The sequence below is a fragment of the Mycobacterium sp. genome (assembly GCF_039583805.1).
Taxonomy (GTDB): Bacteria; Actinomycetota; Actinomycetes; order Mycobacteriales; family Mycobacteriaceae; genus Mycobacterium.
This window is the reverse complement of the sequence record NZ_JAVKSH010000015.1, coordinates 9,329-22,121: the sequence shown is the minus strand read 5'-3', so window position 1 is coordinate 22,121 and position 12,793 is coordinate 9,329. Positions and strand designations below refer to the sequence as shown.

Annotated in this window: 13 protein-coding genes and 1 pseudogene; 8 read left to right on the top strand and 6 right to left on the bottom strand. The window is 68.3% G+C overall.

Annotated elements, in window-relative coordinates:
* Positions 1-420 precede the first annotated feature (420 nt).
* Together ABDW21_RS03420 and ABDW21_RS03415 are read left to right on the top strand one after the other, a co-directional pair.
* Positions 421-636: a CopG family transcriptional regulator gene (locus ABDW21_RS03420; protein ID WP_343600041.1), complete on the top strand. Its 216-nt coding sequence runs from the start codon at positions 421-423 to the stop codon at positions 634-636.
* Positions 633-1,040 (top strand): PIN domain-containing protein, encoded by a 408-nt coding sequence (locus ABDW21_RS03415; protein WP_343600043.1) that lies wholly within the window; start codon positions 633-635, stop codon positions 1,038-1,040. Before ABDW21_RS03420 ends, ABDW21_RS03415 begins: the two co-directional genes overlap by 4 nt.
* 123 nt (positions 1,041-1,163) lie before the next feature.
* Here ABDW21_RS03415 and ABDW21_RS03410 read toward each other — a convergent pair.
* From ABDW21_RS03410 to ABDW21_RS03385, 6 genes and pseudogenes are all read right to left on the bottom strand, one after another.
* A pseudogene (locus tag ABDW21_RS03410) lies at positions 1,164-1,981 on the bottom strand (IS1634 family transposase); the annotation flags it as partial.
* 196 nt (positions 1,982-2,177) lie between these two features.
* Positions 2,178-2,582 carry a type II toxin-antitoxin system VapC family toxin gene (locus tag ABDW21_RS03405; protein WP_343600044.1) on the bottom strand — a complete coding sequence of 135 codons (405 nt, stop codon included), beginning with the start codon at positions 2,580-2,582 and terminating at the stop codon, positions 2,178-2,180.
* Positions 2,579-2,824 (bottom strand): AbrB/MazE/SpoVT family DNA-binding domain-containing protein, encoded by a 246-nt coding sequence (locus ABDW21_RS03400; protein WP_343600045.1) that lies wholly within the window; start codon positions 2,822-2,824, stop codon positions 2,579-2,581. Before ABDW21_RS03400 ends, ABDW21_RS03405 begins: the two co-directional genes overlap by 4 nt.
* Positions 2,825-3,215: 391 nt before the next feature.
* Positions 3,216-3,605: a PIN domain-containing protein gene (locus tag ABDW21_RS03395; RefSeq protein ID WP_343600046.1), complete on the bottom strand. Its 390-nt coding sequence runs from the start codon at positions 3,603-3,605 to the stop codon at positions 3,216-3,218.
* Positions 3,602-3,823, bottom strand: a complete 222-nt coding sequence (locus ABDW21_RS03390; RefSeq protein WP_343600047.1) for a CopG family transcriptional regulator — start codon at positions 3,821-3,823, stop codon at positions 3,602-3,604. The genes ABDW21_RS03395 and ABDW21_RS03390 overlap by 4 nt, the downstream gene beginning before the upstream one ends.
* 149 nt (positions 3,824-3,972) lie before the next feature.
* Positions 3,973-4,824 (bottom strand): PfkB family carbohydrate kinase, encoded by an 852-nt coding sequence (locus tag ABDW21_RS03385; RefSeq protein WP_343710058.1) that lies wholly within the window; start codon positions 4,822-4,824, stop codon positions 3,973-3,975.
* A 242-nt stretch (positions 4,825-5,066) separates the two neighbouring features.
* Between ABDW21_RS03385 and ABDW21_RS03380 the strand changes: the two genes are divergently transcribed.
* From ABDW21_RS03380 to nadD, 6 genes are all read left to right on the top strand, one after another.
* Complete coding sequence (locus ABDW21_RS03380) at positions 5,067-7,139, top strand: adenylate/guanylate cyclase domain-containing protein (RefSeq protein ID WP_343600075.1); 2,073 nt, start codon at positions 5,067-5,069, stop codon at positions 7,137-7,139.
* The gene (locus ABDW21_RS03375) at positions 7,136-8,551 is read left to right on the top strand and encodes a mechanosensitive ion channel family protein (protein WP_343600049.1); all 1,416 of its coding nucleotides are present in this window, start codon (positions 7,136-7,138) and stop codon (positions 8,549-8,551) included. Before ABDW21_RS03380 ends, ABDW21_RS03375 begins: the two co-directional genes overlap by 4 nt.
* 44 nt (positions 8,552-8,595) lie before the next feature.
* Positions 8,596-9,843, top strand: a complete 1,248-nt coding sequence (locus tag ABDW21_RS03370; RefSeq protein ID WP_343600051.1) for a glutamate-5-semialdehyde dehydrogenase — start codon at positions 8,596-8,598, stop codon at positions 9,841-9,843.
* A 10-nt stretch (positions 9,844-9,853) separates the two neighbouring features.
* On the top strand, positions 9,854-10,756 hold the full coding sequence (locus ABDW21_RS03365) for a MoxR family ATPase (RefSeq protein WP_343600052.1): 903 nt from the start codon (positions 9,854-9,856) through the stop codon (positions 10,754-10,756).
* Positions 10,756-12,192, top strand: coding sequence for a VWA domain-containing protein (locus tag ABDW21_RS03360; RefSeq protein ID WP_343600053.1), 1,437 nt, complete (start codon positions 10,756-10,758; stop codon positions 12,190-12,192). The genes ABDW21_RS03365 and ABDW21_RS03360 overlap by 1 nt, the downstream gene beginning before the upstream one ends.
* Positions 12,193-12,343: 151 nt before the next feature.
* The coding region (gene nadD / locus ABDW21_RS03355; protein WP_343710060.1) for a nicotinate-nucleotide adenylyltransferase at positions 12,344-12,793 on the top strand (450 nt) is incomplete at its 3' end.

Genomic DNA, 12,793 nt, shown 5'->3' with positions numbered 1-12,793 from the left:
GGGCAGTTCATGGTCGAGTCCGATGGTCGGCGGCGTCCGACGAGTTTGTCGCTGGAGACGGAGTGGGAGATCTTCCTGCAGGTCACCGTCGGGAGATCAGCCAGGCCGAGGCCGCCAGCGTGCGGTGGGTCTGCGGCCTGGGCAGGTTTCTCGCCGGCGCGTAGGCCGACATCTCCGTGCCAACAATCGAGGATCCGAACGGCTACCAGGTCAGTGTGGCTGGAGGGCAGGTGGTCTCGGGCCCGAAACCACCCCTGAACTGGTCATCGGGCCGGAGCCCGGCGCCAACACCGTCACCGCCGCAGCGGCATGACAAAGGGCGGTGGATGGTGATTCGTGCCGGGCGTGGCATAACGCCGCGGGCCGGGGAGGGCGCCGCGGCACCTGACGTATGGCGCCAGCGGTGGTACCATACGTCAGGTGGATAAAACCACGGTCTATCTGCCGGACGAGCTCAAAGCCGCGGTGAAGCGTGCCGCGAAGCAGCGCGGCGTATCCGAAGCCGAGGTGATCCGCGACTCCATCCGGGCCGGTGTTGCCGGTGCCCGGCCCCGACCGCGTGGTGGCCTGTTCGCCGGCCCCGAGCCGGCTGCCCGGCGCGTCGACGAGCTGCTCGCCGGCTTCGGTGAGCGGTGATCGTCGACACCAGCGCGCTGCTGGCCTACTTCGACGCCGCCGAACCGGACCACGACGCGGTCGCCAGTGTCATCGACGGGGCTGAGGGCGGGCTCGTCGTGTCTCCGTATGTGGTCGCCGAACTGGACTATCTGGTCGCCACCCGGGTCGGGGTCGAGGCCGAGCTTGCGGTGCTGCGGGAACTCGCCGGCGGTGCCTGGGAGCTGGCGGACTTCGGTGTGCCCGAGGTGGCGCAAGCCGCCGGCATCGTCCAGAAATACCGTGATCAGCACATCGGGGTCGCGGACGCGTCCACCGTGGTGCTGGCCGACCGACACCGCACGCGCACCATCGCGACCCTGGATCACCGGCATTTTTCGGTGCTGCGCCCGGTGGGCGGGGGGCGATTCGTCGTCGTGCCGTAAGCGTGACGGCCTGATGTCCGGGACAGCTTGCGCCGCGCCGGTTACCGCCAGCGGGAGTTCCCGGGCTTATCCAGAGCTTTGATGTCAGTCGCACGGCGTTGCTGGCCTGATCTGCGGTTTCCGGTTGCGGCAGCACACCAGCCGCTCGCCGGGAAAATCCGGGGATGTGACCTCGAGGAGGTCCTGCTCATCGAACAGCGACAGTTGCAACGCGTCGGCCTCGACCAGGGCCTTGATTGGGGGGCGCGCAGCGCGGTGATCCAATCCAGTTGCGCCGGGCGCAGCTCGTCGGTGATGCGTGCGCTGGTGAGCATGCCACGATCGCCGACCAAACAGATGCGGGCTAGCTTAAACCGGTCCTCGCGCTTGGTGATCCGGGCGGTCAGGGTTTTGGGGTCGGCCTTGTCGCGGTCGAACACCTCGATGGCGATCGGCACCCAGGCGGTGGTGGCAAGCAGCCTGTGGACGGCCTGCAGCCGGCCGTTGACCCCGTCAGGGGCGTGCCCGATTTCGCCCAGCGGGCAGGTGCGGCCCTCCAACGCCGCCGAGGACACGTAAAAGAGGACCAGCGTCCCGTCGGCTAAATGTCTCTCCGGCAACGCTTTTCCGATGCAATCCAGGCGCTTGAGCAGCCAATCCATCGCCGCGCACAGGTCATCTTCATCGCAGCGGGAGACTTCCAGCACCTCACCCGGCGAGGTGGTTGCGGTCTCCGTCTGCAGGCCGCGCGCAAAAGCCAGCTTCGAGCCGGGCTCGATCACCCGGGCCACCAGCATCGCGGTCGTTAGATCACGTCGGCGGGAGGGCATCGGATGGATGGGTTCGGCAAGGCGAGGTTTGTGCGCGGAGCCCAGCACCGCGGCGATGTGCACGTGCGGCAGGCTTCGGCCGACGTCAAACCTGGCCGCCAGGTCCTTGGGTGGCAGACCTTTAAGCGCCCGCTGTTGTGTCGCCCTGAATGGTGTTGGCCGCGGTGGTGGGTGTTCTTCGGCGGGCGGTACGCCTGACAGTGGTGGAGCGTTGCCGGTGGGCGGCGGCCTCCTGCCAGCGACCGTGACCCACGTCGAGGGATTGCGTCTAATCGTCGCCAATCGGGCAATGGATCGGGAAAACCGGCTGCGCAGCGGGCCGCGACGCTCAGGTGATCAGCTCGAACTCCACGCCCAACCGTTGGTAGGTCGGTACCGCCCGCCGGTCACGGGTCAACAGCGTGGCCCCACCGGTCTTCGCCGTCATCCCGACCACGGCGTCATAGGTGGCGCCGCCGGTGACGTCGTGCTCGGCGAGGGCGAGGATCAACCGTCGATGCGAGCGCGCGTCGAGAGTCAGGTAGTCGTTCGAGGTAACGGCGGCCAGGTAGGCGCGAGCGGCAGGAGGCGAAACCCGATGCGGTGCTGGTAGCCGCGTCAGCACGGAATAGGTTTCGACCGCAGTGTGAGCGACCAGATGAACGCCACGCTCAAGCGCCAACACGGCGGACTGGTGTCCGTCGTGCCACGTTGCGAATCCGGCAACCAAGACGCTGGTGTCCGGTGCGATCACCGCCGTAGCCGATCGAGGGTCTCGCGAACGATTTCGTCGGTCAGCGTCGGCAGCGGGCGTTGCGGCCTGGCGACCAGGATGGAACCTTCCTGCACGAGTTCGACATCGGTGGGTGCTGGTTGAATCTCGATGCGCCCATCGCGCTCGATGATCTCCACCTGCTCGTTGCCGTGCAAACCGACGCGGTCGCGAATCGCCTTCGGGATCACCAGACGTCCCGCCCCATCGATGGTTGTTCTCATGGTATGAAATTTACCATCGCCTGCGTAGCCATGTTGCGCACACCTATGGCCGGCAGCTGCCGTGTTCGGGACGCCCGCGTCACTGTCGCCGCGGTGCTCGGGCAGTTGGCCGCAGTGAGCACCGTAGAGCAGATTCTGGCGGATCGTCCCTGCCTGGAGAGGACCGACATCATGGCCACACCGGAGTGCGCTGCTGGAGCATCCCGGGTTTGATGCACACCTCGGCGCTCCGCTGGTCGACCATCTCACACTTGCACCGTTGAAATGACCCTCCCCGGACCTTCGGCGAGACCCGCCACCGGGTCAAGGTCATGGGCCGGCTGCCCGGCGCACATCGCTCGGGCCGTGCAGGTTTCACTCCTGCTCACCAATCAGCAACGGGCACAGGCCGTTACCGCAGCTCGACGAATCCGGCTGCACTGAAATCACCATCGAACGCGTAGGCGTTGTGAATGTTCTTTTTGCGCATCAGGGCGAAGCTCGTCGCGTCGACGAACGAGTACTCTCGCTCGTCGTGTCGGGCCAGCCATTCCCACGCGTGCTCTTCCACTTCTGCCGTAACGTGCTCGACCCGAACGACGGAGCTGTATCGGATAGCAGCGGCGGCCACTGCGGCGCGGTGGCCGCAGCGCCGGTTGAGCAGCGTCCAGGTTTCGCCAAGCACATGATTGGAGGTCACCACGAAGCGCGGTTTGCCGGCCCATAGTTGCTTCGCTGTTTCGTGCCGAGCGTCTGTCGCATTGCCAAGCGCAGCCCAGAAAGACGTGTCGACGAAGATCATCTGCGCGGCCCGTAGACCACGTCATCCACCGACGCGGAGAGGTCGGCTTCCCCCTCGAATGATCCGACGAAGGCGTCGACGGGGTCTCGGCCGGACATGCGAAGACGGTCGGCCACGTATTCACGGATGAGAGCTGCCTTCGATGTGCGTTGCCGCCGGGCTTCAGCTCCAAGCGCCCGGTCGACTTCCTCCTCGATATAGATCTGCAGTCGCTTCACGACGTCTAGTTATACGCCACAATTTACAATGATGTATACATCGATACGATCGCCTTGTGCGCAGGACGGCGAGTGCGGCGGCACCCACAGGCGGCACACGTCAGCTCGCCGTGTGGGGCGGTCGTCGGGCGCCGCGAGATGACGACGGCTCAGTCACCCGTCACCGCGCCGTCGATTGCCGCGCTGGACGGGGCGCAGTCACCGGCGCCGCGCACCAGCGTCGCCAGTGCACCCGCGGCGCACGCCCGTCGCAACGCGTACCGTCGGCCGGCGGGCCAATCTGCGGCCAGCACACCGGCGAACACGTCACCGGCGCCGGCGGTGTCCACCGCGTCCACCACGGGCGCCGGAACCGCGAAATCGATGTCGGCGGTGGTACACGTCGCACCGGCAGACCCGCGGGTGATCACCCGGTGCGCGACCGGCCACACCCAGTGCTCGGCTTCGGATTCGTTGACGATCAGCACGTCGGCCAGCTCGGCCAGCTCCGGCGTGGCGCGACCCGCCGGCGAGGCGTTGACCATCACGACCGCCCCGGCCGCCCGCGCCGCCCGGGCGGCCGCCACCGCGGCGGCGGCCGGAATCTCCAGCTGCAGTAACACCACGTCAGATCCGGCCACGATGGCGCGGATGCGCGCCGAGTCCATCGTGAGCTCCGCGTTGGCGCCCGGCGCGACGACGATCGCGTTCTCGCCGACGGAATCCACCATCACGACCGCGGCCCCGCTGGCACCGGGAAGAGTGACCAGCCCGTCGATACCGACCCCGTTGCGCCACAGGTGATCTTGCAGCCGCACGCCCGCCGCGTCGTGGCCGACCGCGCCGACGAACTGCACCCGTGCGCCGGCGCGCGCCGCCGCGACCGCCTGGTTGGCGCCCTTGCCGCCGGGAGTCGAACGGACCGAGGTGGCCAGCACGGTTTCGCCCGGACGCGGTAACGTGTCGACGCCGAGCACCGTATCGAGGTTGACGCTGCCCACCGAGCACACACGGGTCGTCATTGCGCCGACGTTAGGGAATCGCGGGCGGCCGCACAACGCGGCGTTTTCGGCAAACGCCAACTTATCTGCGGCCGGGCGTTAGTCTGCTGCCTGATCTGCCATTTCACGGGGTCGCAACGGAAGGAATCCGATTGACATCGGGGCAACTGACGCGACAGGCGCCGGACGGCGAGACCGCGCGGCCACCAGCGTGGCGCCGCCGGCCACGGCTGCTGGCCCGGGTCAGCATCCAGTCCAAGCTGATGGTGATGCTGCTGTTGTGCAGCATCCTGTCGGTGGCCGTGATCGGTGTCGTCGGATACAAAACCGGCCATGGTGCGTTACGGACCGCGGCGATCGACCGTCTGGTCGAACTGCGCGCGGCGCAGCAGCGAGCAGTACAGACGCTGTTCGCGGACCTGACGGATGCGCTGATCGTCTACAGCCGTGGCGATACCGCGGTACAGGCGGTGACGGCGTTCACCGCCGCCTTCGGGCAACTGGCCACTGCGACGATCAGTCCCGCCCAGCAGCAGGACGTTGTCCGCTACTACAACGAGAAGGTGGTCGCACCGATCGACCGCATCACCGGCGACAACCTCGACGTCGACGTCTTGCTGCCGACCTCGAACGCGCAGAGGTACCTTCAGGCCACCTACACCGCACCGCGGGCATTCGGCCGCGACTCCGTCCCGGTCAACGACGCCGGTGCGGGCAGCGCATGGCAGGCCGCCGATGCCGGCTTGAACCACCACTTCCGCGAAATCGTCACCCGCTTCGGCTACCCGGACGCGTTGCTGTTGGACCTCAACGGCAACGTCGTCTACAGCGAGGCCAAGGGACCTGACCTGGGCACCAACATTCTGACCGGGCCCTATCGCGAATCCAACCTGCGAGACGCCTACCAAAAGGCGCTGGGCGCCAACGCTGTCGACTTCGTCTGGATCACCGACTTCCAGCCGTATCAGCCGCAACTCGATACGCCTACCGCGTGGGTGGTGTCTCCGGTCGGCACCGAAGCCAAAATCGAGGGGGTCCTGGCCCTGCCGCTGCCGTCCGCCAAGATCAACCGGATCATGACCGCCGACAAGCACTGGAAAGCCGCCGGGATGGGCAGCACCACGGAGACCTATCTTGCCGGCCCGGACAACCTGATGCGGTCCGATTCACGGCTGTTCCTCGAAGACCCAGAGGAATACCGGCGCGAGTCGGTGGCGGCCGGGACGCCGCCCGATGTCGTGGCCAAGGCGTTGCGGTTGGGCACCACCATTCTCATGCAGCCGGTCGCGAGTGCGGGTCTGCGCGCCGCCCAACGCGGTCAGAGCGGTGCGATCACCGCCACGGACTATCTGGGTAATCGTGAACTGGAGGCCTACGCTGCGCTGCACGTGCCGAATTCCGATCTGCACTGGTCGGTTCTGGCCACCCGGGACAACTCCGAAGCTTTGGCACGGGCGACGTCATTCACCAAAACCATCGTCATCGCAACGGCGGGAATCATTTTCGCCATCTGCGTGGCGTCGATGGTGCTTGCTCAGCTGTTCGTACGGCCGATCCGGCGGCTGGAGGCCGGTACCCAGCGGATCAGTGGCGGTGACTACGATATCAGCATCCCGGCGACCTCGCGCGACGAGATCGGCGATCTCACTGCGGCTTTCAACGAGATGAGCCGGAACCTGCAGATCAAGAACGAGCTGCTCAGCGAGCAGCGCAGAGAAAACGACCGCCTTTTGCTGTCGCTGATGCCGGAGCCGGTGGCGCAGCGTTACCGCGACGGCGAGCAGACCATCGCCGACGAGCACCACGACGTCAGCGTCATCTTCGCCGACATCGCCGGGTTCGACGACATGTCACGAGATCTCACCGGCGACGAGCTGGTGGGCATCGTCGACGAACTGGTACGGCAGTTCGATTCGGCGGCGGAATCGCTTGGCGTCGAGCGGGTCCGCACCCTGCACAACGGGTACCTGGCCAGCTGCGGGCTGACGACGCCGCGGCTGGACAACGTGCACCGCGCGGTCGAGTTCGCGATCGAACTGGCGCAGATCGTCGACCGATTGAACAGCCAGACCGGCCACGACCTGGGCCTGCGGGCCGGCATCACCACCGGCACGGTCGTCAGCGGGCTGGTCGGGCGGTCGAGCGTCACCTACGACATGTGGGGCGCCGCGGTCAGCCTGGCCCACCAGATGCACAGTGGCGCACCGCAGCCCGGTGTCTACGTCACCTCGGAGGTCTACGACGTGATGCGTGACATCCGGCAGTTCACGCCGGCCGGTACGATCGTCGTCGCGGGAACCGAACAGTCGATCTGGCGCTTGTCGGAGCGGCAATGAACCTGTTCGAGTCGTGGTTCTACTGGGCCGTCGGACTCGCGGTCGGATTGCCGGTCGGGCTGATCATCCTCACCGAATGGCAGCACGCACTGCGGCGCAGGCACAGCCACCTGGCCAGGCCGGCCGGCCTGATACGCAACTACCTGTTGCCGCTGGGCGCGCTGTTGCTGCTGCTCGTCGAGGCGGTGCAGGTCCCGCTGCACGACACCGCGGTGCGGGTCCTGGCGACGGCGTGCGGCTTCGTGGTGTTGGTGCTGTTGCTGTCCGGGCTCAACGCCACCGTCTTCCAGGGCGCGCCGGAGCGGTCCTGGCGCAAACGGGTCCCGGCCATCTTCCTCGACGTCGCCCGGTTCCTGCTGATCGGTGCGGGCCTGGCGATGATCTTGTCCTACATCTGGGGTGCGCGCATCGGTAGTTTGTTCACCGCGCTCGGGGTGACGTCGGTCGTGATCGGCCTGATGCTGCAGAACTCGGTCGGCCAGATCGTGTCGGGCCTGTTCATGTTGTTCGAGCAGCCGTTCCGTATCGGGGATTGGCTGACCACCCCCGCGGCGCAGGGCCGCGTCGTCGAAGCGAATTGGCGCGCGGTCCATATCGACACCGGACACGGCCTGCAGATCACCCCGAACTCGGTGCTGGCCACGACATCGTTCACCAACCTCAGCCGCCCGCCCGGCGCGCACAAGGTGGCGATCACGACCACGTTTTCGGCCGCCGACCCGCCCGACCGGGTGTGCGCGATGCTGTCCCGGACCGCCGGATCGTTGCGGCAGCTCAAGCCCGGCGGCACGGTCACCTCGGTGGCCCTCGGTGGTGCCCGGTACCGCACGACAATCGACCTGACCTCACCCGCCGAGGACGGCGCCGCGCACGCCACGTTCCTTCGGTGGATCTGGTACGCGTCCCGCCGAGACGGGCTTCACCTCGACGGCGTCGCCGACGACGTCGCCACCACGGCCCGGGTGGAGAAGGCTCTCCGCGCGGTGGTGGCGCCGGCGCTGCGGCTGAGCCCCACCGATCAGCAGTCGCTGGCTGCGCACGCGAGGATCGTTCGATTCGGCGCCGGCGAGGTCGTCGAATACGCCGGCCAGGTGTCCACGGCGATGACCTTCCTGATCGACGGCAGCGTGGAGCTGACGGCCACGGCCGGGGACGGTTCGGTGATCTCGGTCAGCACACTGGGCAAGGGTGCGTTTCTGGGATTGACCGCACTGACCCGGCAACCGAATCTTGCCCGCGCGTGCGCACTCTGCGAGGTGACCGCGATGCTGATCGACCGCGAGCAACTCGACGATCTGGTCAAGCGCAGACCCCTGCTGCTGCACGACCTCGGCCGCATCATCGACCAGCGACGTAGCAGCGCGGCCCGGGCAGCCCGTCATACGCGAGCGGCTGACCTCGCCGTTGGTTGACCGGGACTGTGCGTCGGCTGCGGCACGACCGATAGTCTGGGTCGATGAGCCTGCACGCGCCGCCGCGCCCGGATCTGCGCCAACAGGTGCACGACGCCGCGCGCCGTGCCCGGGTCGCCGCGCGGGTGTTGGCGTCGTTGCCGACGGCGGTCAAGGACCGCGCGCTGCACGCCGCGGCCGACGCGCTCGTGGCCCACGCCGACCGCGTGCTGGCGGCCAACGCCGGGGACCTGGACGCCGCCCGCGCCGCCGGCACCCCGGAGGCGATGCTCGACCGGCTGGCGCTGAACGCGGCGCGCATCGACGGCATCGCCGCCGGCCTGCGCCAGGTCGCCGGCCTGCCCGACCCTGTCGGCGAGGTGCTGCGCGGCTACACCCGGCCCAACGGCCTGCAATTGCGCCAGCAGCGGGTACCGCTGGGCGTGGTCGGCATGGTCTACGAAGGCCGGCCCAACGTGACCGTCGACGCGTTCGGTCTGGCGCTGAAATCCGGCAACGCCGCGCTGCTGCGCGGCAGCTCCTCGGCGGCGAAGTCCAATGAAGCGCTGGTCAATGTCCTGCGCGTTGCGCTCCGCACCCAGGACCTGCCCGCCGACGCCGTCCAGCTGCTCTCGGCCGCCGACCGCTCGACTGTCACCCACCTGATCCAGGCCCGCGGGCTGGTCGACGTGGTGATCCCGCGCGGGGGAGCCGGCCTGATCGACGCGGTGGTCCGCGACGCGCAGGTGCCCACCATCGAGACCGGCGTCGGCAACTGCCACGTCTACGTCCACGAAGCCGCCGACCTCGAGGTGGCCCAGCGGGTGCTGCTGAACTCCAAGACCCGACGGCCCAGCGTGTGCAACGCCGCCGAGACGCTGCTCATCGATGCGGCGATCGCCGATCGCGCGATGCCGCGGCTGGTGTCCGCGCTGCAGGACGCCGGGGTGACCGTGCATCTGGACGCCTCCGAGGATGAGTTGCGCCGCGAGTTCTTGTCGATGGACATCGCGGTTGCGGTGGTCGACGGCATCGACGCCGCGATCGCCCACGTCAACGAGTACGGCACCGGCCACACCGAGGCCATCGTGACGACGAACCTGGCTGCGGCGCAACGCTTCACCGACGGTGTCGACGCGGCCGCGGTGATGGTGAACGCGTCGACGGCGTTCACCGACGGCGAGCAGTTCGGGTTCGGCGCCGAGATCGGCATCTCCACCCAGAAGCTGCACGCCCGCGGCCCGCTGGGGTTGCCGGAACTGACGTCGACCAAGTGGATCGTCTGGGGAGACGGCCACACCCGTGTTCCCTAGGAGAAAGTTAGTGACTGTTCCCGCCCGCCCCATCCCGCTGTTCGCCGACATCGATGACGTCGCCCGGCGACTGGCCGAGACCGGCTATCTGCCCGACACCGCCACCGCGACCGCGGTGTTCCTGGCCGACCGGCTGGGCAAGCCGCTGCTGGTCGAAGGCCCGGCCGGGGTCGGCAAGACCGAGCTGGCCCGCGCCGTCGCGCAGGCCACCGGGTCCGGGCTGGTGCGGCTGCAGTGCTACGAGGGTGTGGACGAGGCCCGCGCGCTCTACGAGTGGAACCACGCCAAGCAGATCCTGCGCATCCAGGCCGGCTCCGGTTTGCCGGCCGGCTCCGCCGACGGGAGCAACTGGGACCAGACCAAAACCGATGTGTTCAGCGAGGAGTTCCTGCTGTCCCGCCCGCTGTTGACCGCGATCCGGCGCACCGATCCGACCGTGCTGCTGGTCGACGAAACCGACAAGGCCGACATCGAAATCGAGGGCCTGTTGCTGGAGGTCTTGAGTGACTTCGCGGTGACGGTCCCCGAACTGGGCACCATCACCGCGACCCGCGCGCCGTTCGTGCTGCTGACCTCCAACGCCACCCGCGAGCTGTCCGAGGCGCTCAAACGGCGCTGCCTGTTTCTGCACATCGACTTCCCCAGCCCCGAGCTGGAACGGCGCATCTTGTTGTCGCGGGTGCCCGAGCTGCCCGCGCACCTGGCCGACGAGCTGGTGCGCATCATCGGCGTGCTGCGCGGCATGCAGCTGAAAAAACTGCCGTCGGTGGCCGAGACCATCGACTGGGGCCGCACCCTGCTGGCGCTCGGCCTGGACACCATCGATGACGCCACCATCGCCGCCACCCTGGGTGTGGTGCTCAAACACCAGTCCGACCAGCAGCGCGCGGCCGGGGAATTACGGCTGAACTGATGGCCGTCCGCCGCGTCCGTCCCAGCCAGCCGCCGGCCCCGCACGGCCTGCCTGGGCACCTGGTCGCGTTCGTGGAAGCGCTGCGCGGACAAGGGATCTCGGTCGGCCCCTCCGAGACGGTGGACGCCGGCCGGGTGATGGCCACCCTCGGGCTGGGCGATCGGGAGGTGCTGCGCGAAGGCCTGGCCTGCGCGGTGCTGCGCCGCCCCGACCACCGGGAGACCTACGACGCGCTGTTCGACCTGTGGTGGCCGGCCGCGCTGGGCGCGCGGGCGGCGGCCGCCGACGCCGGGGCCGCCGGCGAGGAACCGCCGCCCGACGACGTCGAGGCGATGCGCCAGATGCTGGTCGATCTGCTGACCGACAACGCCGACCTCGCCGACCTCGACGAGCGGCTGGTGGCGATGATCGCGAAGATCGTCGCCACCTACGGCAGGTACAGCTCCAGTCGCGGCTCGTCGTACTCGTCTTACCAGGCGCTCAAGGCGATGGCGCTGGACGACCTCGAGGGCCGGCTGCTGGCCGGCCTGCTCGCCCCCTACGGCGACGAGCCAACACCCACACAGGAACAGATCGCCAAAGCGCTTGCCGCACAGCGGATCACGCAGCTGCGCAGGATGGTCGACGCGGAGACCAAGCGCCGCACCGCCGAACAACTCGGTCGTGAGCACGTCGCGATGTACGGCATCCCGCAACTGGCGGAGAACGTCGAGTTCCTGCGTGCCTCAAGCGATCAGCTGCGCCAGATGCGCCGCGTCGTCGCGCCGCTGGCCCGCACCCTGGCCACCCGGCTGGCGGCCCGTCGTCGCCGCGCCCGTGCCGGCGCGATCGACCTGCGCAAGACGTTGCGTGCGTCGATGTCCACCGGCGGTGTGCCGATCGACCTGGTGTTGCGCAAGCCGCGGCCGGCCCGCCCCGAACTGGTGGTGCTGTGCGACGTGTCCGGCTCGGTCGCCGGGTTCAGCCACTTCACCCTGTTGCTGGTTCATGCTCTGCGCCAACAGTTCTCGCGGGTACGGGTGTTCGCCTTCATCGACACCGCCGACGAGGTGACACACCTGTTTGGGCCGGACGCAGACCTGGCCGTGGCGATCCAGCGGATCACCCGCGAGGCCGGCGTGTACACCCGTGACGGGCATTCCGACTACGGCAACGCGTTCGCGTCGTTCCTTGCGGCCCACCCGGATGTGCTCTCGCCGCGCAGCTCGCTGCTGGTGCTCGGCGACGGCCGCACCAACTACCGCGACCCGGCCGCCGACCTGCTGGCCCACCTGGTCACCGCCAGCCGGCACGCGCACTGGCTCAACCCCGAACCCAGACACCAGTGGGGCAGCGGCGATTCCGCGGTGCCGCGCTACCAAGAGGTGATCACCATGCACGAATGCCGGTCCGCGAAGCAGCTCGCGGAGGTGATCGACCAGCTGCTTCCGGTCTGACCCCGTGGCCGCCGCCGCGAGCGTGGGTGTTTGCGCGTCGACACGCCGCGCAGACCGTACAACCGTGCACGCTCGCGCCAGAAGGATGATCAGGCGGCGCCGGGCTGCTCCAGTAAGCTGCCAGATCATGCACAAGCGCCGGCTGGGAGTGATGGGTGGGACATTCGACCCCATCCATAACGGCCACCTGGTCGCCGCCAGCGAAGTCGCCGACCTGTTCGGTCTCGACGAGGTCGTGTTCGTGCCGACCGGCCAGCCATGGCAGAAGGGCCGGCAGGTGAGCGCCGGCGAAGACCGCTACCTGATGACGGTGATCGCCACCGCGGCCGATCCCCGATTCTCGGTGAGCCGGGTCGACATCGACCGCGACGGACCCACCTACACCAAGGACACGCTGCGCGACCTGCACGCGCTGAATCCCGATGCCGAGCTGTACTTCATCACCGGCGCCGACGCGTTCGCCGCCATCCTGTCCTGGCAGGACTGGCGGGAGCTGTTCGCGGTGGCGCGCTTCGTCGGCGTCAGCAGGCCCGGCTACGACCTGCGCCGCGAGCACCTCGCCGGGGTGCTCGACACCCTGCTCGACGAGACCCGGCCCGAC